General features: G+C 52.8%; 16 protein-coding genes, 5 tRNA genes and 3 rRNA genes. 17 read left to right on the top strand and 7 right to left on the bottom strand.

Going from position 1 to position 23,941, the window contains the following annotated elements; all coding sequences use genetic code 11:
• Positions 1-152: 152 nt before the first annotated feature.
• The 10 genes from KW808_RS13235 (at position 153) to KW808_RS13190 (ending at position 5,593) form a co-directional block, all read left to right on the top strand.
• Positions 153-225 (top strand) — tRNA-Lys (locus KW808_RS13235).
• 109 nt (positions 226-334) lie between these two features.
• Positions 335-1,156, top strand: coding sequence for an alpha/beta hydrolase (locus KW808_RS13230; protein ID WP_462574057.1), 822 nt, complete (start codon positions 335-337; stop codon positions 1,154-1,156).
• Between the two features lie 70 nt (positions 1,157-1,226).
• On the top strand, positions 1,227-1,964 hold the full coding sequence (locus KW808_RS13225) for a DsbA family oxidoreductase (protein WP_003863154.1): 738 nt from the start codon (positions 1,227-1,229) through the stop codon (positions 1,962-1,964).
• A 130-nt stretch (positions 1,965-2,094) separates the two neighbouring features.
• Positions 2,095-2,167, top strand: a tRNA-Glu gene (locus tag KW808_RS13220).
• Between the two features lie 41 nt (positions 2,168-2,208).
• Positions 2,209-2,282 (top strand) — tRNA-Asp (locus KW808_RS13215).
• A 500-nt stretch (positions 2,283-2,782) separates the two neighbouring features.
• A complete protein-coding gene (gene sucC / locus KW808_RS13210) occupies positions 2,783-3,979 on the top strand; it encodes an ADP-forming succinate--CoA ligase subunit beta (protein WP_034983274.1) in 1,197 nt (398 codons plus the stop codon).
• Between the two features lie 21 nt (positions 3,980-4,000).
• Positions 4,001-4,885 carry a succinate--CoA ligase subunit alpha gene (gene sucD, locus KW808_RS13205; RefSeq protein WP_003863158.1) on the top strand — a complete coding sequence of 295 codons (885 nt, stop codon included), beginning with the start codon at positions 4,001-4,003 and terminating at the stop codon, positions 4,883-4,885.
• A 119-nt stretch (positions 4,886-5,004) separates the two neighbouring features.
• Positions 5,005-5,078 (top strand) — tRNA-Asp (locus tag KW808_RS13200).
• Positions 5,079-5,110: 32 nt separating this feature from the next.
• Positions 5,111-5,186 (top strand) — tRNA-Phe (locus KW808_RS13195).
• Between the two features lie 116 nt (positions 5,187-5,302).
• Positions 5,303-5,593, top strand: coding sequence for a GNAT family N-acetyltransferase (locus tag KW808_RS13190; RefSeq protein ID WP_003863159.1), 291 nt, complete (start codon positions 5,303-5,305; stop codon positions 5,591-5,593).
• A 154-nt stretch (positions 5,594-5,747) separates the two neighbouring features.
• On the opposite strand, the gene epsC is transcribed toward KW808_RS13190, so the two are convergent.
• The gene (gene epsC, locus KW808_RS13185; protein ID WP_006286028.1) at positions 5,748-6,314 is read right to left on the bottom strand and encodes a serine O-acetyltransferase EpsC; all 567 of its coding nucleotides are present in this window, start codon (positions 6,312-6,314) and stop codon (positions 5,748-5,750) included.
• A gap of 185 nt (positions 6,315-6,499) precedes the next feature.
• Positions 6,500-7,435, bottom strand: coding sequence for a cysteine synthase A (gene cysK / locus KW808_RS13180; RefSeq protein ID WP_003863161.1), 936 nt, complete (start codon positions 7,433-7,435; stop codon positions 6,500-6,502).
• Between the two features lie 697 nt (positions 7,436-8,132).
• On the opposite strand from cysK, the gene ramA reads away from it, so the two are divergent.
• A complete protein-coding gene (gene ramA, locus KW808_RS13175; protein WP_003863163.1) occupies positions 8,133-8,978 on the top strand; it encodes an acetate metabolism transcriptional regulator RamA in 846 nt (281 codons plus the stop codon).
• A 59-nt stretch (positions 8,979-9,037) separates the two neighbouring features.
• On the opposite strand, the gene KW808_RS13170 is transcribed toward ramA, so the two are convergent.
• Positions 9,038-9,610 carry a cob(I)yrinic acid a,c-diamide adenosyltransferase gene (locus KW808_RS13170; protein ID WP_003863166.1) on the bottom strand — a complete coding sequence of 191 codons (573 nt, stop codon included), beginning with the start codon at positions 9,608-9,610 and terminating at the stop codon, positions 9,038-9,040.
• 60 nt (positions 9,611-9,670) lie between these two features.
• Between KW808_RS13170 and murA the strand changes: the two genes are divergently transcribed.
• From murA to rrf, 4 genes are all read left to right on the top strand, one after another.
• Entirely contained in the window at positions 9,671-10,927 is a 1,257-nt protein-coding gene (murA, locus tag KW808_RS13165; protein ID WP_003857072.1) for a UDP-N-acetylglucosamine 1-carboxyvinyltransferase, read from the top strand.
• A gap of 625 nt (positions 10,928-11,552) precedes the next feature.
• Positions 11,553-13,077, top strand: a 16S ribosomal RNA gene (locus KW808_RS13160).
• Between the two features lie 408 nt (positions 13,078-13,485).
• Positions 13,486-16,567: ribosomal RNA gene (locus KW808_RS13155) — 23S ribosomal RNA — on the top strand.
• A gap of 120 nt (positions 16,568-16,687) precedes the next feature.
• A 5S ribosomal RNA gene (gene rrf, locus KW808_RS13150) occupies positions 16,688-16,804 on the top strand.
• The 16S, 23S and 5S rRNA genes sit together here, the layout of an rRNA operon.
• A 201-nt stretch (positions 16,805-17,005) precedes the next feature.
• Here the strand turns inward: rrf and KW808_RS13145 are convergent.
• The 4 genes from KW808_RS13145 to KW808_RS13130 all read right to left on the bottom strand — a co-directional run bounded on the left by KW808_RS13145 (position 17,006) and on the right by KW808_RS13130 (position 19,397).
• The gene (locus KW808_RS13145; RefSeq protein WP_003859472.1) at positions 17,006-17,533 is read right to left on the bottom strand and encodes a class I SAM-dependent methyltransferase; all 528 of its coding nucleotides are present in this window, start codon (positions 17,531-17,533) and stop codon (positions 17,006-17,008) included.
• A 269-nt stretch (positions 17,534-17,802) separates the two neighbouring features.
• The gene (locus KW808_RS13140) at positions 17,803-18,543 is read right to left on the bottom strand and encodes a Gfo/Idh/MocA family protein (protein ID WP_003859474.1); all 741 of its coding nucleotides are present in this window, start codon (positions 18,541-18,543) and stop codon (positions 17,803-17,805) included.
• Positions 18,544-18,555: 12 nt separating this feature from the next.
• A complete protein-coding gene (locus KW808_RS13135; protein WP_231640528.1) occupies positions 18,556-19,020 on the bottom strand; it encodes a sugar phosphate isomerase/epimerase family protein in 465 nt (154 codons plus the stop codon).
• Positions 18,936-19,397 (bottom strand): sugar phosphate isomerase/epimerase family protein, encoded by a 462-nt coding sequence (locus tag KW808_RS13130; protein ID WP_230622997.1) that lies wholly within the window; start codon positions 19,395-19,397, stop codon positions 18,936-18,938. The genes KW808_RS13135 and KW808_RS13130 overlap by 85 nt, the downstream gene beginning before the upstream one ends.
• An 870-nt stretch (positions 19,398-20,267) precedes the next feature.
• Here KW808_RS13130 and KW808_RS13125 point away from each other — a divergent pair.
• A complete protein-coding gene (locus tag KW808_RS13125) occupies positions 20,268-21,122 on the top strand; it encodes an ABC transporter ATP-binding protein (protein WP_003860245.1) in 855 nt (284 codons plus the stop codon).
• Positions 21,122-23,683, top strand: a complete 2,562-nt coding sequence (locus KW808_RS13120) for an ABC transporter permease (protein WP_003860248.1) — start codon at positions 21,122-21,124, stop codon at positions 23,681-23,683. The genes KW808_RS13125 and KW808_RS13120 overlap by 1 nt, the downstream gene beginning before the upstream one ends.
• Positions 23,684-23,941 lie beyond the last annotated feature (258 nt).

The following is a 23,941-nucleotide window of genomic DNA, read 5'->3' as shown; positions in this document are numbered from 1 at the left end:
AGAAACCGCCGCCTCGACAACATTTCGAGGCGGCGGTTTCTTTTATCACCTGGGTTTTGAGCGTTAAATTAGACCAGGTCAGGCTAGTGTTTGGTAGCTAATTGAGGCCGATTTTAATAAGGCCGGTGCCATGTACTAATATGGTCTGAGTTGGGCCTATAGCTCAGTTGGTAGAGCTACGGACTTTTAATCCGCAGGTCTTGGGTTCGAGTCCCAATGGGCCCACATCTTAAGTACCCCTGTTTTGGAGAATGCTCCGAGCCAGGGGTACTTTTCTTTTCCTCACACACAGTAGCTGCTGAGAAAAATGAAGACCTTTTGTTAGGTTGGGAGTATGACCAACCCATACGAGGCCTTCATACCGCTCAAGCATCGTACGGGGATTGAACCCGAGCACACCTTTTGGGAATGGGAAAACAAAAGGGTTCACATTGCAAGGAGACGTCGAGAAGCGCCCGTCCGCGTTATCGTGGTGCATGGGCTAGGCACCCATAGTGGCGCCCTCTGGCCCCTCGTCGCGGCCATTGAGGGCGCGGACCTCGCCGCGATCGACCTGCCTAAAACTCCGCTTTACGACGATTGGCTGCGCCTTTTAGAAGCTTTCATCTCTTCCGAAGACGACGGTCGGCCACTCATCCTGATCGGTGCAGGCACCGGAGGCTTGCTTTGCGCAGAAGCTGCACACCGCACAGGACTGGTCGCACACGTCATTGCCACCTGCCTGCTCAACCCCTCCGACCAGCCGACGCGCCGGGCACTGTTCAGGTTTTCACCGCTGACTCGTTTGATCCAAGGCCGCTTGCGCAACCGTGAAATTCCCGTGACCAGAGTGTTGAACTTCAGCAAAATCAGCCGCAGCCCAGCCCTGAGCAAATTGTGCGCGGCCGATGAATTTAGCGGAGCATCCAAAATAACCTGGGGTTTCCTCGCGTCATATGTGCAACACAAGGCCAAACTGGGTGCAGTTCCCGTCACTCTGATGCACCCTGACCACGACCTTCTGACTCCCGTTGAGCTCAGTCTGCGTACGCTTTCGCGCCTCAAGGCGCCCACTGACGTGGTTATGCTCAAGGACTGCGGGCATTTTCCCATCGAAAAACCCGGCTTCACCACCATGCTCGAAACCGTCACAGCAGTTATCGCGCGGAATAGTTAGCGGGCGTATGTGGTTGGGATATATGAATAAATCTATTCCAACTACGCGTAAAACGAGGACGTTTAAAGCTATGTCTATTGAATTCTCCGCACCAGCAAAAATGAAAATCGAAGTGTGGAGCGACATCATGTGCCCCTTCTGCTACATCGGCAAAAAGCGCCTCGACGACGCCCTAAGTACCTTTGACCAGGCCGGACGCATCGAAGTGGAATACAAGAGCTTCGAACTCATGCCAGGCCTAGAAACCCACCCACTGCGTTCCGACGTTGAATACCTCGCCGACGCCAAGGGCATGAGCCTCGAGCAGGCCCGCCAAATGAACGGCCAAGTCCAAGCAATGGCACAAGCCACCGGACTTGAAATGAATCCTGACGAAACCATCGCGGCCAACACCATCAACGCGCACCGCCTTACCCACTTCGCGAAAGCCCACGGCAAGCAACAAGAAGTGGCGCAGGAACTCTTCAAGGCTCACTTCGTAGACGGCAAGAACGTTGATGACCTCGATGTGCTGGTCTCCATTGCTGCAGAGGTTGGCCTCGATGCCAGTTCAGCCCGCGAAGCTCTCGAATCCGACGCGTACACCAACGAAGTCCAACAAGACGTCCACGAAGCCCGCCAACTCGGCGTCCAAGGTGTGCCCTTCTTTGTCTTCGACCGCAAATACGCCATCAACGGCGCCCAACAAGAAGAAGTATTCACCGGCACCGTAGAAAAAGCCTTCGAAGAGTGGGCAGCCGAAAACCCAGTCAGCCCATTTGAGGTCATTGACGGCCAAAGCTGCTCCGTCGACGGCACCTGCAACTAACTTTTGGGACCTATGTGCGTGACTGCTTTCAAACCTTCACAAAACATGTCTCTAAACATGCAGGTCAGGGCGCGATTTTGCGGTTTGAAAAAAGTCACGTATATTCTTATCCAGTCGCCGAGAGCGACGAGCTCCCATCGTCTAGGGGCCTAGGACACTGCCCTTTCACGGCAGCGACACGGGTTCGAATCCCGTTGGGAGTACTACTTCCCCAAAGGAAGTAGCAGTGAAATGCTGCACATGAGGCCCTGTGGCGCAGTTGGTTAGCGCGCCGCCCTGTCACGGCGGAGGTCGCGGGTTCAAGTCCCGTCAGGGTCGCAGCAATGTGACAACAGAGGTTGTACTTTTTCTTCAAGAAATTGTACAGCCTCTGTTTTTTATTTTCTGGTGTGTTTTTGGGGTCTCAGGTTTCGGGTTTCTTAGGAGCGGGGGTTTCTTAAGTTCGACTTCTTGCTTACGACTTCACGGTAGCGACTTCTTATGCTCAACTTCTCGTGGTCGATTTCAGTCGGATTTTCCTGGATTTCCTAGTGAAGTCGCCTTTGAGAAGTCGGTGTTAAGAAGTCGAACTCTAGGGGCTGTCAGGTTAAGCCTCACGGATGTCATGTTTTGACCGGCTAGTTGCCGGAAAACCTGCGGAAAAGTTCCCAAGGGGTGGGGGCTGAGCACCACGGATCCAATTTTGTTGCAATTTGCAAAGTTTACAGTGTTAGACTTCACAATACGATCATATTGGTGAGTTGAAACACTTACTTTTACGGGAAGACTTTGTTAAAGACGCAGAAGGCTCTAAGCATGGGCCGGAAATGGAATTGGCAGTGGATCTTTTTGAATACCAAGCACGGGACCTCTTTGAAACCCATGGTGTGCCAGTGTTGAAGGGAATTGTGGCATCAACACCAGAGGCGGCGAGGAAAGCGGCTGAGGAAATCGGCGGACTGACCGTCGTCAAGGCTCAGGTCAAGGTGGGCGGACGTGGCAAGGCGGGTGGCGTCCGTGTGGCACCGACGTCGGCTCAGGCTTTTGATGCTGCGGATGCGATTCTCGGCATGGATATCAAAGGACACACTGTTGATCAGGTGATGGTGGCGCAGGGCGCTGACATTGCTGAGGAATACTATTTCTCCATTTTGTTGGATCGCGCGAATCGTTCGTATCTGGCTATGTGCTCTGTTGAAGGTGGCATGGAGATCGAGATCCTGTCGAAGGAAAAGCCTGAAGCTTTGGCAAAGGTGGAAGTGGATCCCCTCACTGGTATTGATGAGGACAAAGCGCGGGAGATTGTCACTGCTGCTGGCTTTGAAGCTGAGGTGGCAGAGAAAGTCATTCCGGTGCTGATCAAGATCTGGCAGGTGTATTACGAAGAGGAAGCAACACTCGTTGAGGTGAACCCGTTGGTGCTCACGGATGGCGGCGATGTGATTGCGCTTGATGGCAAGATCACGCTGGATGATAACGCTGATTTCCGCCATGATAACCGTGGTGCGTTGGCTGAATCTGCCGGTGGCTTGGACATTTTGGAACTGAAGGCCAAGAAGAATGATCTGAACTACGTGAAACTTGATGGCTCTGTGGGCATCATTGGCAATGGTGCAGGTTTGGTGATGTCCACGTTGGATATCGTGGCTGCAGCTGGTGAACGCCATGGTGGGCAGCGCCCCGCGAACTTCCTAGACATTGGTGGCGGAGCATCAGCTGAATCGATGGCTGCTGGTCTCGATGTGATCCTTGGGGATAGCCAGGTACGCAGTGTGTTTGTGAATGTGTTTGGTGGCATCACCGCGTGTGATGTGGTGGCAAAGGGAATCGTTGGAGCTTTGGATGTGCTCGGCGATCAAGCAACGAAGCCTCTTGTGGTGCGCCTTGATGGCAACAACGTGGTGGAAGGCAGACGAATCCTCGCGGAATATAACCACCCTTTGGTCACCGTTGTGGAGGGTATGGATGCAGCGGCTGATCACGCTGCCCATTTGGCCAATCTTGCCCAGCACGGCCAGTTCGCAACCGCTAATTAGTTAAGGAGCACCTGTTTAATCATGTCTATTTTTCTCAATTCAGATTCCCGCATCATCATTCAGGGCATTACCGGTTCGGAAGGTTCAGAGCATGCGCGTCGAATTTTAGCCTCTGGTGCGAAGCTCGTGGGTGGCACCAACCCCCGCAAAGCTGGTCAAACCATTTTGATCAATGACACTGAGTTGCCTGTATTTGGCACTGTTAAGGAAGCAATGGAGGAAACGGGTGCGGATGTCACCGTAATTTTCGTTCCTCCAGCCTTTGCCAAAGCTGCGATCATTGAAGCTATCGACGCTCACATCCCACTGTGCGTGATTATTACTGAGGGCATCCCAGTGCGTGACGCTTCTGAGGCGTGGGCTTATGCCAAGAAGGTGGGACACACCCGCATCATTGGCCCTAACTGCCCAGGCATTATTACTCCCGGCGAATCTCTTGCGGGAATTACGCCGGCAAACATTGCAGGTTCCGGCCCGATCGGGTTGATCTCAAAGTCGGGAACACTGACTTATCAGATGATGTACGAACTTTCAGATATTGGCATTTCTACGGCGATTGGTATTGGCGGTGACCCAATCATTGGTACAACCCATATCGACGCTCTGGAGGCCTTTGAAGCTGATCCTGAGACCAAGGCAATCGTCATGATCGGTGAGATCGGTGGAGATGCAGAGGAACGCGCTGCTGACTTCATTTCTAAGCACGTGACAAAACCAGTTGTGGGTTACGTGGCAGGCTTTACCGCCCCTGAAGGAAAGACCATGGGGCATGCTGGCGCCATCGTGACAGGTTCAGAAGGCACTGCGCGAGCAAAGAAGCATGCATTGGAGGCCGTGGGTGTTCGCGTGGGAACAACTCCGAGTGAAACCGCGAAGCTTATGCGTGAGGTAGTTGCAGCTTTGTGACTTACAGGCCACAGATCTTAGTTTTGACCAGCGGATTTGTGGCTAATCGCCCGGTCTGTGTAGAGTATTCATCTGTGCGCAGGACAGTGTGACAAACACTGAATAGTGCATGGCTTTAAGGCCCTGTGGCGCAGTTGGTTAGCGCGCCGCCCTGTCACGGCGGAGGTCGCGGGTTCAAGTCCCGTCAGGGTCGCTGGAGTTGGTCTATACTGTAGAGCAGCCCCTGGCCAGATAGCTCAGTCGGTAGAGCGTTCGCCTGAAAAGTGAAAGGTCGCCGGTTCGATCCCGGCTCTGGCCACCATCTACACCCTGTTTTATTTCTTAGGAAATAAAACAGGGTGTCTTTGTGTTCAAAAGGTATAAAGGAAGAGTAGCTCCGGTTAATTCCACCGGGATGAGATACCGAGGAGAACGCACATGAGCGAGAACAAAAACATTGAGATTGTCCACAATGAAGGACAGAGGCGCTTTGTTATCAGCGTTGATGGAAAGCCAGCTGGATTTGCCAGCTATTTAGACGGCCCGGATATCCGCAACTTCAACCACACTGTTATTAAGCCTGAATTCCGTGGACAGGGACTGTCTGCGCCATTGATCAAGTTTGCTTTGGATGATGCACGTGAGTCCGGTATCCGTATTCATGATGCTTGCTCTGCAGTCGCTGGCTTCATTCAGAAGAACCCTGAGTATAAGGATCTAAAGAACTAGCTGGCACAGGGGGATGGTTCTCACGAGTAGTGCTGAGAAGCGCACAGGGGCGGTTTTAGACGGTTAAAGGTCTCTAGTGCGTGGCTAACAAACGCACTCTGGAGCTTCCCAAAAAAGCGCCCTGCCTGACCTTCAGGTAGGGCGCTAACTGTTCTTAAATGTAATAGTCCGGATCGACGAGCTTGATCTTCTCTGTCTTGCCACGTGGGCGTGCTACCGCAGGAATTCCGACTGCGATGTGTTCTGCCGGCACGTCTTTGGTGACAACTGCATTGGCGCCAATTGCGGAGCCTTCGCCGATGGTGATGGGACCTAAGATTTTTGCGCCCGCGCCGACTGTCACGTTGTCGCAGAGCGTGGGGTGGCGCTTGGTTTGGGTCAGAACCTGTCCGCCGAGGGTGACGCCGTGGTAGAGCATGACGCCTTCGCCGATTTCAGCGGTTTCGCCGATGACGATTCCCATTCCGTGGTCAATAAAAAAGCGACGACCAATGGTGGCACCGGGGTGAATTTCAATGCCGGTGAGGAATCGGGTGAATTGGGCTAATACGCGGGCGGGGCCGCGGAAACCGGATTTCCACCAGCTGTTGGCAACTCGATGTGCCCAGATGGCGTGGAGTCCGGAGTAAACCACTGCGTTTTCTAAATCGCCTCGGGCTGCTGGATCGTGTTCACGAGCGTTTGCGAGATCTTCACGGATCATTTTTATTGTCGAGAGCATGCAGGCAAGTCTAACAGCGTGACTTAACGGCACGTGGAAACTATTCAGAGAATTATTCACGGGCAAAGAAGGACTTAAAAGGACTTAAAGACACTCAAAACCGACCCGAATCGCACCCGGCACGACCTTGAGACATGAAAAAACCACCCAAGCTCAGAGCTTGAGTGGTTCACAGCTGCTAAAAATTAGTCGCGGATGTCTTCGTACAAAACGGTGGAGACGTAGCGCTCACCGAAGTCACAGATGACAGTGACGATGGTCTTGCCAGCGTTCTCTGGCTTTGCAGCCAAGTCCAGCGCAGCCTTGATGTTTGCGCCGGTGGAGATGCCGCCGAGGATGCCTTCGTCGACAGCAAGCTTGCGGGAGTAAGCGATTGCGTCTTCGTTGGAGACGGTGAGCACGTCATCGAGAACCTTGCGGTCTAGAACCTCAGGGATGAAGTTTGCGCCGATGCCCTGGATCTTGTGTGGGCCAGCCTTGCCAGCGGTCAGAAGTGGGGAAGCCTCTGGCTCAACGGCGTAGATCTCAACGTTTGAGTTCTTTTCCTTCAGAACCTGGCCAACGCCAGTTACGGTTCCGCCGGTACCGAAACCTGCGACGAAGATGTCCACGTTGCCGTCGGTGTCTTCGAGGATTTCTTTAGCAGTGGTTTCGCGGTGAACCTTTGGGTTTGCCTCGTTCTCGAACTGGCGGGCAAGGATTGCGTTTTCGCGCTCCGCGACGATCTCGTCTGCCTTGTCCTTTGCGCCCTGCATGCCAGCTGCACCTGGGGTGAGAACAATTTCTGCACCGTAAGCGCGGAGCAGGACGCGACGCTCGTTGGACATGGTCTCTGGCATGGTGAGGACGACGTTGTAGCCTCGTGCAGCGCCAACCATTGCGAGTGCGATACCGGTGTTGCCGGAGGTTGCTTCAACGATGGTGCCACCCGGCTTCAGTTCACCGGACTGCTCTGCTGCTTCAATGATGGCCAGGCCGATGCGGTCTTTCACGGAGTTTGCTGGGTTGAATGACTCAATCTTGACCAGAACGGTGGCGTCCAGGCCTTCGGTGAGCTTGTTGAGCTTTACCAGTGGGGTGCGACCGATGGTTTCGGTGATGTTGTTGTACACGTTGCCCATTGTGGGGTGTGCTCCAATCGTTGAAGTGCTGTTTTTGTTGGTTGTCCGCTCGAGTAAACGCTGTAAACAATTACGAAACATTTACTTGAAGCAGCCTCTGTGACTTGAGTTTACACAAAAAGCAATTCTAAAAATAGACAGTTCTGTTCATTATTTATAGACCGAGAGTATCTGCAGGTAAAACGATGTCTATTCAATGAATATTTCTCGCGGGGTCAATGGTTGGGGAGTGGCGTCGAAAAGCATCTTTTAAAGAAGTCCGTTGTCGGAAAAATCCCAAAGGTTTGGCAGTTTCGTCCAATAATTTCACTTTTTCCACAAGGAAAAAGGTGTTCTATGACACTAATTTCAGCAAACTTGAGTTTAGCTAATACCGCAAATGGGGGTAGCGGGTGTGTTGAGGGGTGGCTGGCCGGACAGGGATTTGAGTTTTTCTCTAAAACCGGCGTGAACTGGGGGTTAACTACCAGCAATCAAGGAAATGTTCAACCGGGGGTAGTCCTTGAGGGGTGGGGAACTTATTTAAATACCCCCGAAAAACAAAGCAAATGGACACCCGTGCCAACATATTAGCGATCCGCCTCGACTATGTTCACCCCCAAAGGGGAAGTACACTGTACCCTTGTCGAATGATTGTTACTCGTGACGCGCCCTATGGGTGTACCAGCACGGGTGTAAAGCAGGAGGAAATCTGAAGGTGGATACCCAGCGGATTAAAGATGACGAAGATGCTATTCGTTCGGCGCTGACATCGCTGAAAACCGCAACAGGCATCCCAGTCACCATGTTCGCCACTGTGTTGCAGGACAATCGCCTGCAAATTACTCAGTGGGTTGGGTTGCGTACCCCGGCTCTGCAGAATCTGGTCATTGAACCAGGTGTGGGCGTTGGTGGACGCGTCGTCGCAACCCGTCGTCCGGTTGGTGTGAGTGATTACACCAGGGCAAATGTCATTTCACATGAGAAGGATTCCGCGATTCAGGATGAGGGCCTTCATTCCATTGTCGCAGTTCCCGTGATCGTGCACCGCGAAATCCGTGGCGTTTTGTATGTTGGCGTTCACTCTGCGGTGCGTCTCGGCGACACTGTTATTGAAGAAGTCACCATGACTGCGCGCACGTTGGAACAAAACCTGGCGATCAACTCCGCGCTTCGCCGCAATGGCGTTCCTGATGGTCGCGGTTCCCTCAAAGCTAGCCGCGTGATGAATGGGGCGGAGTGGGAGCAGGTTCGTTCCACTCATTCCAAGCTGCGCATGCTGGCAAATCGTGTGACCGATGAGGATCTGCGCCGCGATTTGGAAGAGCTTTGCGATCAGATGGTCACCCCAGTCCGCATCAAGCAGACCACCAAGCTGTCCGCGCGTGAGTTGGACGTGCTGGCTTGTGTCGCGCTCGGTCACACCAACGTCGAAGCTGCTGAAGAGATGGGCATCGGCGCGGAAACCGTCAAGAGCTACCTGCGCTCGGTCATGCGCAAGCTCGGCGCCCACACGCGCTACGAGGCAGTCAACGCAGCACGCCGGATCGGCGCACTGCCTTAAAAAGATTTTGCTTTACGACGCCACCCTGCACCGTTTCAATCACGGTCGCAGGGTGGTTTTCATCTTTTTCCGCCCGGAACCCACTTCACATCATTGCCATTGTTGGCAACACGGGAAAGAATAAACAGCAGATCGCTAAGACGATTCAGGTATTGGGCTGGCAAGGTAGAGGTGGTGCTCGGAAATTCCCGCACCGCTATCCAAGCTGCTCTCTCCGCGCGCCTCGTAATTACCCTTGCGGTGTGCAAGAGTGCCGCTGCTGGCGTGCCACCCGGCAAAATGAAGGAATCCAACGCCGGCACATCCTCGTTCCATTTATCGCACTCCTTCTCAAGTCGTTCGATATATTCCGGAAGAACTCGAAGTGGGGGATACTTCGGATTCTCCTCAATCGGGGTTGCTAAGTCTGCGCCCACATCAAAAAGTTCATTTTGAATAGTCCGCAATAAGATTGCCATATCTTCCGTAGGGCTGCCGAGTGCAAGCACTTGGCCAATCGCACAGTTTGCTTCATCGGAGTCGGCGTATGCAATAAGGCGGGGATCGTCCTTGGGAACTCGCTCAAAATTTGAGAGCCCCGTGGTTCCATCGTCCCCGGTTCGCGTATAGATCTTGGTTAAATGAACGGCCATAACTTGAGATTCTAGCTGTCGTTACGCACAGGGGTGGGGAACAAGGATAAGGTGGGGCACGTGAAAGACAAGTTTTTAGTCACTGGTGGAGCACGGCTGCAGGGCGCTGTAAAAGTTGACGGCGCAAAAAACAGCGTTTTGAAGCTCATGGCAGCAGCACTTCTCGCTGAAGGCACAACAACTCTGACCAATTGCCCCGAAATCCTCGACGTCCCCCTGATGCGCGACGTCCTCGTTGGTCTTGGCTGCGATGTCACCATCGACGGCTCAACCGTAACCATTACTACCCCTGCAGAACTCAGCTCCAATGCTGACTTCCCAGCAGTCACCCAATTCCGTGCATCCGTATGTGTGCTTGGTCCATTGACAGCACGTTGTGGTCGCGCAGTTGTATCCCTTCCCGGCGGTGACGCCATTGGATCCCGTCCACTCGACATGCATCAAAGCGGCCTGGAAAAGCTTGGTGCCACCACCCGCATTTCCCACGGTGCAGTAGTTGCAGAAGCTGAAAAGCTCGTCGGTGCCAACATCACCCTGGATTTCCCGTCCGTCGGCGCCACCGAAAACATCCTCACTGCATCCGTCATGGCAGAAGGACGCACAGTATTAGATAACGCAGCGCGCGAACCAGAAATTGTTGATCTCTGCCGTATGCTTCGTTCCATGGGCGCCAACATTGAAGGTGAAGGAAGCCCAACCATCACCATCGAAGGCGTAGAGAAACTCACCCCAACTCAGCACGAAGTAATCGGCGACCGCATCGTTGCCGGAACGTGGGCATACGCCGCTGCAATGACTCGTGGCGATATTACAGTTGGCGGAATCGCACCAAGGTATCTGCACCTTCCATTGGAAAAGCTCAAGATCGCCGGCGCCAAGGTGGAAACCTACGAAAACGGCTTCCGCGTCCAAATGGATAAGCAGCCTGAGGCAACCGACTACCAAACCCTCCCGTTCCCAGGGTTCCCTACAGATCTGCAACCCATGGCAATTGGAATCAACGCAGTATCTAATGGAACTTCAGTAATTACAGAGAATGTCTTTGAATCACGATTCCGCTTCGTCGATGAAATGCTTCGCCTGGGCGCTGACGCGAATGTCGATGGGCACCACGTAGTAATCCGAGGAATTGAACAGCTTTCCTCTACTTCCGTGTGGTCTTCAGATATCCGTGCAGGAGCAGGACTGGTTCTTGCCGCCCTTTGCGCAGACGGAGTGACCGAAGTTCACGATGTTTTCCACATCGACCGCGGATACCCCAACTTCGTGGAAAATCTGCAGAAACTCGGAGCGACCATCGAAAGGGTTTCTTCCTAACGAAGCTTTCCCATCAAGCATCCCCCAGCGAAACCATCATTTAGCTGGGGGTTTGTGCTTGCCAGAGGGGCTGTGTAGATTAATTCGAGTCAGCGCAACGAACCGAGCTTCACAGCAAGGGAAATTGAAACGCTGACAGACTCCCAAAATTCTTCAGGAATTAACGCAAGTTGCTTTCTGATTAACGATAAGGGTAACGTTGAACAAGCTGCCAACAAGACACCAACAAACAAAATGTTGATGCTCTTATGGTGTGCGTATGTTGTTTGAGAACTCAATAGTGTGCCATTTATTATTTTTGTCACTACCACTTTTAACCCCTTGAGGGTTTTGGTGGTGGGTCATGCCGGGTGGTGGATCGCCAATATTTATCCATCACTGTAAACAATAATCTTATTGTTGGCATGATGTTGTGGGTCTGCTTGTTCCCCGTCAAGGGATCAGGCCCACATGAAAGACACGATGATCCTTATGTGGGTTGTGGTGTTTTTTTAAATCATTATTTTTTGATAATGCCAGTAACACCCCATTCTCCAACTGTCACCTTGTGTGTGGTTGGTGGGGGTGTTGTTGTTTTTGTCAGGTGTTGGGCTTTTCACGGCCTAAACAATCTTTTTTATTGTTTTTTGTGGAGAGTTTGATCCTGGCTCAGGACGAACGCTGGCGGCGTGCTTAACACATGCAAGTCGAACGCTGAAACCAAATGCTTGCATTTGGTGGATGAGTGGCGAACGGGTGAGTAACACGTGGGTGATCTGCCCTACACTTTGGGATAAGCCTGGGAAACTGGGTCTAATACCGAATATTCACACCACCGTAGGGGTGGTGTGGAAAGCTTTATGCGGTGTGGGATGAGCCTGCGGCCTATCAGCTTGTTGGTGGGGTAATGGCCTACCAAGGCGTCGACGGGTAGCCGGCCTGAGAGGGTGTACGGCCACATTGGGACTGAGACACGGCCCAGACTCCTACGGGAGGCAGCAGTGGGGAATATTGCACAATGGGCGCAAGCCTGATGCAGCGACGCCGCGTGGGGGATGACGGCCTTCGGGTTGTAAACTCCTTTCGCTAGGGACGAAGCCTTTTAGGTGACGGTACCTGGAGAAGAAGCACCGGCTAACTACGTGCCAGCAGCCGCGGTAATACGTAGGGTGCGAGCGTTGTCCGGAATTACTGGGCGTAAAGAGCTCGTAGGTGGTTTGTCGCGTCGTCTGTGAAATCCCGGGGCTTAACTTCGGGCGTGCAGGCGATACGGGCATAACTTGAGTGCTGTAGGGGAGACTGGAATTCCTGGTGTAGCGGTGAAATGCGCAGATATCAGGAGGAACACCAATGGCGAAGGCAGGTCTCTGGGCAGTAACTGACGCTGAGGAGCGAAAGCATGGGTAGCGAACAGGATTAGATACCCTGGTAGTCCATGCCGTAAACGGTGGGCGCTAGGTGTAGGGGTCTTCCACGACTTCTGTGCCGCAGCTAACGCATTAAGCGCCCCGCCTGGGGAGTACGGCCGCAAGGCTAAAACTCAAAGGAATTGACGGGGGCCCGCACAAGCATGGAGCATGTGGATTAATTCGATGCAACGCGAAGAACCTTACCTGGGCTTGACATGGACCGGATCGGCGTAGAGATACGTTTTCCCTTGTGGTCGGTTCACAGGTGGTGCATGGTTGTCGTCAGCTCGTGTCGTGAGATGTTGGGTTAAGTCCCGCAACGAGCGCAACCCTTGTCTTATGTTGCCAGCACATTATGGTGGGTACTCATGAGAGACTGCCGGGGTTAACTCGGAGGAAGGTGGGGATGACGTCAAATCATCATGCCCCTTATGTCCAGGGCTTCACACATGCTACAATGGTCGGTACAGCGAGTTGCCACACCGTGAGGTGGAGCTAATCTCTTAAAGCCGGCCTCAGTTCGGATTGGGGTCTGCAACTCGACCCCATGAAGTCGGAGTCGCTAGTAATCGCAGATCAGCAACGCTGCGGTGAATACGTTCCCGGGCCTTGTACACACCGCCCGTCACGTCATGAAAGTTGGTAACACCCGAAGCCAGTGGCCCAACCTTTTAGGGGGAGCTGTCGAAGGTGGGATCGGCGATTGGGACGAAGTCGTAACAAGGTAGCCGTACCGGAAGGTGCGGCTGGATCACCTCCTTTCTAAGGAGCTTTACTAACCACCGGCAAACAGTTGTTTGTGTGTGTGGTTGTTGGTGTTGGAACCCGTATGTGGTTGCCATCAACATATTTTTAATCGGGTGGAGATGACCCCTGAGGGTGACAACAACACAGTCAATACTGTGATTAATAGGTGGCATGCTGTTGGGTGTCTGGAATGACATCGCTTGCATCACCTTATGGTGTGTGTGGGTTGTTTCTAACATCGAGCATCGTCAACACGGGTAGAGAATGTTTGTGTTCTTTGGTTGTGGTGTCGGTGGTGTGTTGTGTGAGAACTGTATAGTGGACGCGAGCATCTTTATTTTTTTGTTTTTTGTTGTGTGATACCGAACGCGCCCAAACATTGGTGAGGCTTGTCCTTGTTGGTGGTTGGGTTATAGTTTTTTGTTTGTTGTTTTGTAGGGCACACGGTGGATGCCTTGGCATATCAAGCCGATGAAGGACGTGAGAGGCTGCGTTATGCCTCGGGGAGTTGCCAACTAAGCGTTGATCCGAGGATGTCCGAATGGGGAAACCCAGCCGCAGTGATGTGTGGTTACCTGCCAGTGAATGTATAGCTGGTGTGGAGGTTGACACGGGGAAGTGAAACATCTCAGTACCCGTAGGAGAAGAAAACAATTGTGATTCCGTTAGTAGTGGCGAGCGAACGTGGATGATGGCTAAAACTTATGTGTGTGATACCCGGCAGGGGTTGCATGTAGGTGGTTGTGGGGCAATAACGTTCATATTCTGCCGGATGTGGGCATGTGCTGCGTGGTTAGTGGAAGTGGTGTGGAAACACCTGCCGTAGAAGGTGAGAGTCCTGTACACGAAGATCATGGTGGTGTGTGTGGTTGTTGATACCCCGAGTAGCAGCGGGCTCGTGGAATCTGCTGTGAATTAGCCGGGACCACCCGGTAAGCCTGAATACTTGATATGACCGATAGCGGATTAGTACCGTGAGGGAATGGTGAAAAGTACCCCGGGAGGGGAGTGAAATAGTACCTGAAACCGTGTGCTGTCAATCCGTCAGAGCACCCGTTTGTGGTGTGATGGCGTGCCTTTTGAAGAATGAGCCTGCGAGTCAGCGGCATGTCGCGAGGTTAACCCGTGTGGGGTAGCCGTAGGGAAACCGAATCCTAACGAGGGTGTTTTAGTGGCATGTCTTGGACCCGAAGCGGAGTGATCTACCCATGGCCAGTGTGAAGCAGCTGTAAGAGGTTGTGGAGGCGCGAACCCACTTAGGTTGAAAACTGAGGGGATGAGTTGTGGGTAGGGGTGAAAGGCCAATCAAACTCCGTGATAGCTGGTTCTCCCCGAAATGCATTTAGGTGCAGCGTCGTGTGTTTCTTGCCGGAGGTAGAGCTACTGGATGGTTTAGCGGGACCAACATCTTAGCGACATCAGCCAAACTCCGAATGCCGGTAAGTCAGAGCACGGCAGTGAGACTGCGGGGGATAAGCTTCGTAGTCGAGAGGGAAACAGCCCAGATCGCCGGCTAAGGCCCCTAAGGGTGTGCTAAGTGGAAAAGGAGGTGGGGTCGCGAAGACAGCCAGGAGGTTGGCTTAGAAGCAGCCATCCTTGAAAGAGTGCGTAATAGCTCACTGGTCGAGTGATTCCGCGCCGACAATGTAGTGGGGCTTAAGTACACCGCCGAAGCCGCGGCAATGATCTTTTTGGATTGTTGGGTAGGGGAGCGTCGTGCATGCGTTGAAGCTTTGGGGTGACCTTGGGTGGAGTGTGTGCGAGTGAGAATGCAGGCATGAGTAACGAATGATGCGTGAGAAACGTATCCGCCGGATGACTAAGGGTTCCTGGGTCAAGTTAATCTTCCCAGGGTGAGTCGGGGCCTAAGGCGAGGCCGACAGGCGTAGTCGATGGATAACGGGTTGATATTCCCGTACCCGAGTATGAGCGACCATGGTGAATCAGTGATACTAACCATCCATAAGCACCCGCGAGAAGGTTTTGCTTTTTGTGGTGTGTGGTTGCGTGGGACCTGATCTGGTAGTAGCTAAGTGATGGGGTGACGCAGGGAGGTAGCTCAGCCACTTATTGGATTGTGGTGTAAGCGTGTGGCACGCAGTGTAGGTCAAATCCGCACTGTTTTTGTGTGAGGCGTGATGCGGAGCCCGTAAAAGGGTGAAGTGGGTGATCCTGTGCTGTCGAGAAAAGCCTCTAGCGATGTTGATATTCGGCCCGTACCCTAAACCGACACAGGTAGTCAGGTAGAGAATACTAAGGCGTTCGGGTGAACTGTGGTTAAGGAACTCGGCAAAATGCCCCCGTAACTTCGGGAGAAGGGGGCCACGGCGTGTGAACAACTTTTCGTTGGGAGCGTGTTGTGGTCGCAGAGAATAGAGGGAAGCGACTGTTTACTAAAAACACAGGTCCGTGCGAAGACGTTTAAGTTGATGTATACGGACTGACGCCTGCCCGGTGCTGGAAGGTTAAGAGGACCGGTTAGTGACCTTTTGGTTGCGAAGCTGAGAATTTAAGCCCCAGTAAACGGCGGTGGTAACTATAACCATCCTAAGGTAGCGAAATTCCTTGTCGGGTAAGTTCCGACCTGCACGAATGGCGTAACGACTTCCCTGCTGTCTCAACCACAGGCCCGGTGAAATTGCAGTACGAGTAAAGATGCTCGTTACGCGCAGGACGAAAAGACCCCGGGACCTTCACTATAGCTTGGTATTGGTGTTTGATTCGGTTTGTGTAGGATAGGTGGGAGACTTTGATCATATGACGCTAGTTGTGTGTGAGTCGTTGGTGAAATACCACTCTGATCGGATTGGATGTCTTAACCTTGGCCCATGATCTGGGTTGGGGACAGTGCCTGGTGGGTAGTTTAACTGGGGCGGTTGCCTCCTAAAATGTAACGGAGGCGCCCAAAGGTTTCCTCAGCTTGGTTGGTAATCAGGTGGTGAGTGTAAGTGCACAAGGGAGCTTGACTGTGACACTGACAGGTGGAGCAGGGACGAAAGTCGGGACTAGTGATCCGGCACCTACTTGTGGTTGTGGTGTCGCTCAACGGATAAAAGGTACCCCGGGGATAACAGGCTGATCTTCCCCAAGAGTCCATATCGACGGGATGGTTTGGCACCTCGATGTCGGCTCGTCGCATCCTGGGGCTGGAGTAGGTCCCAAGGGTTGGGCTGTTCGCCCATTAAAGCGGCACGCGAGCTGGGTTTAGAACGTCGTGAGACAGTTCGGTCTCTATCCATGCGCGCGTTGAAACTTGAAGGAAGGCTGTCCCTAGTACGAGAGGACCGGGACGGACGTACCTCTGGTGTGCCAGTTGTTCCGCCAGGAGCAGGGCTGGTTGGCTACGTACGGGAGGGATAACCGCTGAAAGCATCTAAGCGGGAAGCCTGTTTCGAGATGAGGTTTCTTTTGAGGTTCCCTAGAGATTATGGGGTTGATAGGCCAGATCTGGAAGCACTGTGAGGTGTGGAGGTGACTGGTACTAATTTACCGATAACAACAAACCATTATATGGTTTGGTGTAACGCAACGTAACGAAAACAGAACAATATGTGTTCGCGTCCATTATGCAGTGTCTGACACAGCACAACCAGCAACGTGTGTTGTTGGTTTGGTGTGTGGTTGTGTCGGTGGTGATAGTAGCAGGGAAACGCCCGGTCCCTTTCCGAACCCGGAAGCTAAGCCTGGTTACGCTGATGGTACTGCACTCGGGAGGGTGTGGGAGAGTAGGTTACCGCCGACCAAAAACTTAACAATATATGAGAAGAAGCATGAAACAGACAGTGTTTGTTTCGTGCTTCTTCTCTTTTGTGCTTTCTAGACCCCTGTGCACGCGGCAGCCTGTGCCTGGGGGTGGGCGTCGACAAGCACAAAGTGTTGAGGGAGTGGTGAGGATACATGGTTGTGTGTCCTCATCACTCCCTTTTTTGGTTTCTATGGCTGTTTAAGGCTTTGTCCACTCGAGGAGGTATCGGAAGTGGATTCCACGGCGAATACGGCGGTGAGGGAGGAACTGCTTGGTGAGTTGTCGTATTTCGTGGAGGCTCTCTGAGGGTTCTTTGGTAGGGAAGGGGTAGATTTGTTGTTCTCTATTGATGAGGCTGATTGGTCGGGAGAGAAGAGCTTGTAGTCCGGAGATGATCCAGTCGGAGGCGGTTTTGTTTTTGGCGAGGCCTACGATGAGGAGCTTGCCGCCAGGATTGAGGATTCGGACTGCTTTGTTAAGTGCTTCTTCCGCGTTCATGTGATGGAGGGACGCGATGAACGTGATGGCATCGTAGCTTTGGGTCGGCTGGAATTCTTCAAAGGTTGTATTAATAAGAGAATCCACGACATCGACATGCGCGACCTGGTGGCCGGCCAGGTCGGCGAAGGAGTGATCGCCGGAGCCGACGTCGAGAAGCGATCTTGAGCCTTTGAGCTTTGACACCAGCCATGGCCGATATGCGGTGTTGTGATTCCAAATGGGCATGAGCTCTACATTAGGGCTATGCGGGGCTTCTAGGGGCTTGTGCAGAGCGGAAGCTCGTCTGGCGTTTAACAGGGGGAGATCAGACGTGAGATTCTTTCACTTCAAAGCTCATTCTTTATTGATTAAGAACGATTACATAACTGAGGTTTTGAAGGTACCTGAACGATGATTTACCTCTATGCGCTGGTGGTTTGTCGTTTTACGCATCTTCTTGAAGGGCTGGATTGCAAGAAGCGCATATTGGTAATATGTATCGCCAATAGCATGGTTCAATTCACTTCACTGGTGTGAACTCCGGGCTCGTGGCGGATGTATGCGTGTGCGGTGTCTTCAACATCGATGACATCGGCATACTTATCGGTGGAGACAGTACCCTTGACTTCTGTTGCCTTTCCAAGGAACCACTGCAGCAGATCCAGGGTGTGAATTGCCTGGTTCATTAGCAGGCCACCACCCGAGTGCGCTTGCTGGCCACGCCAAGGGTTCTGGGTGTAGTAACCCGGGGTGCGAGTCCACACCACAGAGGAATATGCACCATTGATGGCACCAAGCTCACCTGAATCGAGCAGACGACGCAGTTCCTGGGAGGAAACGTTGTAACGGTTCTGATAGCAGACAGCAATCTTTGGACCATCTGGGTTTTCATCCAAGTAGTCGATGAGACGCTGCGCCTGGTCCAACTCATTAGCCAACGGCTTTTCCAGGATGACATTTACACCGTGGTGTAGCGCTTCGAGAGCCAAACCAATGTGCTGGTCGTGGGGAGTGGTGATGTGTAGAACATCGATCTTCTCTTTGGCGAACAAAGCCGGCAGGCTGCGGTGGGCCTTGACGCTGCTTTCTGAAGAATCGCCAGCAGCTCCAAGTCCCGTCGCAAATTTCTCAGCAGTCTCTAGACCTTTATCCACCACTGCGACGAACTTAATACCAAGATCGGAAGCCAAAGCTTCCAGAGCTTCTGCATGAACGGTTGCGACGTCTCCGCATCCGACAATTGCAGCATTTGTCATTATCAGTTGTCCTTAGTTGTACTCGGCGTTGATGTTGTTCAGGATTCCTGCGAGAGCGTCGTATGCGCTGGTCCACAGGTCAGGTCCGCAGAGTCTGCCGAATTCATCGAAATCACCCAGGTGAGGCTCGATGGAGACGAATCCGTTGTATCCGTCGGCGTTTAGTGCGGCACGGAGCTCTGGGTATTGGCCGTCGCCTTGTCCTGCTGGCTTGATGATTCCGATGGGGTGCTCTGCATCTGGAATGGTCGCGTCCTTGATGTGGACGTAGTCGACGTAGTCCTTAACGATCGGCCATGCCTCATCAAAAGGCTTGAATCCGGTTTGCACGTAGTTAGCTGCGTCGTAGATTGCGCGGTAGTTAGGGGAGTCGATGCTGGTGATCAGATCCTTCATGCGCTGCGGGGAGTCGCCGTAGATTCCCTTTTCATTTTCGTGGAGGAGGGTGATGCCGCCGGCTTCTGCGAGTTCGACCATTGCGTGGGTGCGGGAGAGTACTTCTTCGCGGAAGCTTTAGGGTTGTCGCCTTCTGAAATAAAGAAGGAGAACATGCGGATGTATTTCGCGCCGAAGAGCTTAGCGACCTCAACACCGTGGCGTGCGCGCTCCAAGTGATCTTCAAAAGGATCGGTGATGTTGATCTTGCCTAAGTCGGATCCAACGGCTGAAAGTGAAATTCCTGCGGCATCCAACTTGGCTTTAGCTTCCGCGAGCTGTTCTTCAGTTAGATCGAGAACTTTGGCTCCCCATGCGCTGCGGAATTCCACGTGGTTGATCTTCAGTTTATTAAGTAAGGAAATCTGTTCGTCGAGATCATGTGCGATCTCATCTGCAAAACCAGTGATAGTAAACAAAGCACCCCTCATTTCTTGTGACGTGGGTTTAGAGTCTTAAAACTTGCGTCACACATCGCTCTACAGAAGAAACTAAAGGATTGGTAGGATCATTAAATACCTCCCCCCCAAAAGATCACACCTAAATATTTCAAGATTTTCGCTTATCGACGCCGCCCCACGCCCTCACCACGCATTCTTGCCGGGCGTGGCCCTGCAAGAAGGGCGATTGACCTGCGGGGTTGCGGAGCAGGGGCAGGGTGTGTAAATTAATTCCAGTCAGCGCGACCAACAACGCCCCAACACATAAGAGATTATGTGGACAGTGAGGCGGATCTAGGAAAACAAACGCTCGACAAACCAACAACACTTCATCGAAGTCAACAAACACCGATTTGGTGAAAGTAAACAAGATGAAGTAACGTTGAACAAGCTGCCAACAAGACACCAACAAACAAAATGTTGATGCTCTTATGGTGTGCGTATGTTGTTTGAGAACTCAATAGTGTGCCATTTATTATTTTTGTCACTGGTACTGCACTCGGGAGGGTGTGGGAGAGTAGGTTACCGCCGACCAAAAACTTAACAATATATGAGAAGAAGCATGAAACAGACAGTGTTTGTTTCGTGCTTCTTCTCTTTTGTGCTTTCTAGACCCCTGTGCACGCGGCAGCCTGTGCCTGGGGGTTGACGTCGACAAGCACAAACTTTTTGCCAGCATGAAGAGCTGTTTTGGCTCATCGATGGTGGTCGACAAATAAATTTTTAATTGGGGGTCTTCCCTGATTCGTATGTCCTTTGGCTCCGGTACCCTGGCAGGAGTACCTGGGCTGTTTTTTCTAAAATGGCTTGACGTTTTCAAGATTGAATTTAAGGAAAGCATCGTAGTTCATGAGTAACCCTGCCGCGAGCACACCTGCCAACAATTCGGACGATGTTGCGAAGGAGAATTGGGACTCTTCTTTTACGCCGAAGACTGACATTGACTCTTCCCAGCCTGTCAATAACTCGACTGGTGAAGCCGCTGCGCGCGCAGTGAACCTGTACAAGGCGTATGGCCAGGGTGATACCACTGTCACCGCGTTGGATCACGTCAACGTGGAGTTTGAGAAGAACAAGTTCACTGCCATCATGGGTCCTTCTGGCTCGGGTAAGTCCACGTTGATGCACTGCATGGCTGGTCTGGATGCTGCGACTGGTGGTTCGGCGTTCATTGGTGATACGGATCTGTCGCGGTTGAAGGACAAAGAGATGACCTCTTTGCGTCGTGATCGTTTGGGATTCATTTTCCAGTCGTTCAACTTGGTTCCTACTCTGACGGCGTCGGAGAACATTACGCTGCCTACCGATATCGCGGGCCGCAAGATTGATCAGTCGTGGTTCGATGAGATTACCTCTCGTCTGGGTCTGACTGAGCGCCTTAAGCACCGTCCTGCAGAGCTCTCTGGTGGTCAGCAGCAGCGTGTGGCATGTGCTCGTGCGTTGGTGTCTCGTCCGGAGATCATTTTCGGCGACGAGCCAACCGGTAACTTGGATTCGAACTCTTCAAGGGAAGTGCTGGATATCCTGCGCACCGCAGTTGATCAGGATGATCAGACCGTTGTGATCGTTACCCACGATGCCAAGGCGGCGTCCTACGCGGATCGTGTTATTTTCTTGGCGGACGGTCGTATCGTGAACCAGTTGTTTGATCCCACCATCGAGGAAATCTTGGCCACGATGAACGGAATTGAGGATATTGCCTAATGAATTCCGGTTCCACAATGCGCAGAATTAGTCTGCGCAATATTGGCGCGCACAAGGTGAGGCTGTTTTTGACAGTTCTGGCCGTGGTGCTCGGTACGTCTTTTGTTTCCGGCGCGATGATGTTTACCAACGCGCTGTCCTCGACTTTTGATGAGGCTATTGCCAGCAGCTTTGATGGCGTGGATGTGGTGGTTTCACCAAACGGTGCATCAGAGGTGCAGGGTGTTCCTGTTGAGACGGTTGAATCTTTGCGTGAGGATTCCCGCATCAACCATCTCAACATCAACGGTTCCCAGTCTGTCGTTCTGGCGGATGCTGATTCCAAGGCGATTCAAACGACTGGGGGATCGTCGTTAAGCATTTATTACAGCGCGGACGACGCGGTTGCCCAGGCACCTGAATTGGCTGAGGGTGAGGCGCCGACTGGCACCGAAGAGGTGCTTGCCTCGAAGGCTGGCGCTGAGGCGAATGGCCTGGGAGTAGGGGACCAGATCTTGGTCGTGGACTCCAGTGGCCGCTACAACGTCACCATCACAGGCCTGACCACCACTGAGACGGATTCGGCCACCGCGCTGAACCTGCAGATGTCGGAAGCTGGCTACCTGGAGCGCTACACCGACGGGGCTACCGTCCCCAGCGTCACGCTGTCGGCTGCAGATGACACCACGCCTCAAGAGCTTGTCGACGCCCTAGCCACCGAACTCGGATCAAACTTTGATGTAGAAACCGGTGAAGCGCTAGTCGAGCAGGCTACAGAAACGATCACGCAAGCCCTGAGCTTTGTGCAGTACTTCCTCGTTGCCTTCGGTCTCATTGCACTACTGGTTGGTACCTTCATCATCGCGAATACCTTCTCCATGATTGTGGCTCAGCGCATGCGTGAGTTCGCTCTCCTGCGAGCCCTGGGTGCAGCGCCAGGACAGATCACTCGCTCTGTGGTGCTGGAAGCAACCATCGTTGGCCTCTTCGGCTCTGCTCTTGGTGTGCTGGGTGGTATGGGCCTCGTAGCGATCATTTCAGCTGTCCTCAATAACCTGGGCATGCCGATGGGATCCAGCGTTGGCTTGACTCCTTCTGCAGTGGTTACCGCGCTCGTATTGGGCACCGTTGTCACCATTGTGAGCGCGTGGGCTCCGGCTCGTCGTGCAGGTGAGGTTAAGCCTGTTGAAGCGATGCGCAACATGGAAACCACCACTATGCGTTCCATGATGGGGCGCACGATCACCGGTGGCATCGTTCTAGCACTCGGCATCATCTTTGCGATTGCTGGTGCAATGATGACCGATTCCTCCACCGCCACTCGTTCCATCCTGGTGGGCATTGGTGCATTGTTTGTCATCGTGGGTACGTTCTTCTTCTCACCGGCGCTCTCCATGCCTGTGGTGGGTGGCCTGGGCAAGGTTATCGGTGCACCGTTTGGCAGCGTTGGAAGCCTTGCTGCGACCAACTCCAAGCGCAACCCTCGCCGTACCGCAACCACAGCGTTCGCACTCACGTTGGGCATTGCCTTGGTGACCGCAATTGGCATGCTGTCCGCAACCATGAAGGACACAGTTTCCGACATGATGGCGGAGCAGTACACAGCTGATTACATCCTGCAGGGACCAACCAACGGCTCCATTACCATGCCGAAGGAATCTGTCAATGATGTTCGCGATGCTGAGGGCGTTGCCGATGTCGTGCTCGTTTCCATGAACTCTGCGTCGGTGAACGGTCAGGCTTCATACAGCCAGTTGGGCCAGTCTGTCACCTTTGTCGCTGACGGCGACTTGAGCAAGGTCATCAGCACAGAAAGCATTGATGGCTCCCTCGACTTGAGTAACCCAGGTGTTGTGACTAGCCAGACGTTTGCTGATGAAAACGGCTGGGCAGTGGGTGATACTCTGCAGCTTGAATCAATGGGGCAGACCATCGGCGATATCGAGTTGATCGGTACCTTCACTGGAAATGACGCCATCGGAGGCATGATCATTTCCGAAAGTTCCTTGGCTGATACGCCAGCGGCAGACACTGCAGTGCCACAGATGATGCTGGTGGTAGGCGAAGAAGGCTTTGATAAGGAACAGCTGCGCACCAACTTGGAAGACGCAGTCGCTGATTATATTGTCATCTCTGTGAAATCAGCAACTGAGTTCGCTGGTGAAACAGTCGCGATGATCGACACCATGATGAACATTCTGTACGCACTGCTTGCACTGTCTGTCATCGTTGCTGTCATCGGCATTATCAACACACTGGCGCTGAACGTGATCGAGCGTCGCCAGGAGATCGGTATGCTCCGCGCAGTTGGCGTGAAGCGTGGTCAGGTCCGCACCATGATCACCTTGGAATCTGTTCAGATCGCCATCTACGGTGCCGTGATTGGTATCGCTATCGGTCTTGGTTTGGGCTGGGCCTTTGTGACAGTGATGTCCGGCGAAGGCTTGAATGCTGCGGTCAGTATCCCGTGGGGTCAGGTCGGACTGATGCTTGTTGGTTCCGCTGTAGTCGGTGTTATCGCCGCGCTGTGGCCTGCAGTGAAGGCATCTAGGACACCACCTTTGGATGCGATTACCGACTAGGTTTCGCGGCATTTTAATCAGTTGGGGCTTTCCAGAATTCCTGGAGGGCCCCAATTTTTTTTGTGCATTTTTCTAAGGGGCTTCAATAGCATATTTATCTTTGAAGAGCGTGACAGTTTTCTCTCGTCTTCGGTCAGCGCGTGGTTGCGGGGGTGAAAACTAGACTTATAGGTCTATTTGATCATAATTCCCCTGACCTGCTTTTATGGTGCAAAAATAGACAGATCTGTTTAATCTTTATAGACAGCTTCGGTTAAT

The sequence above is a fragment of the [Brevibacterium] flavum genome, from assembly GCF_019317305.1.
Classification (GTDB): domain Bacteria; phylum Actinomycetota; class Actinomycetes; order Mycobacteriales; family Mycobacteriaceae; genus Corynebacterium; species Corynebacterium glutamicum.
Note: the sequence above shows the minus strand (reverse complement) of the source record. Positions and strands in the feature narration are given on the sequence as shown.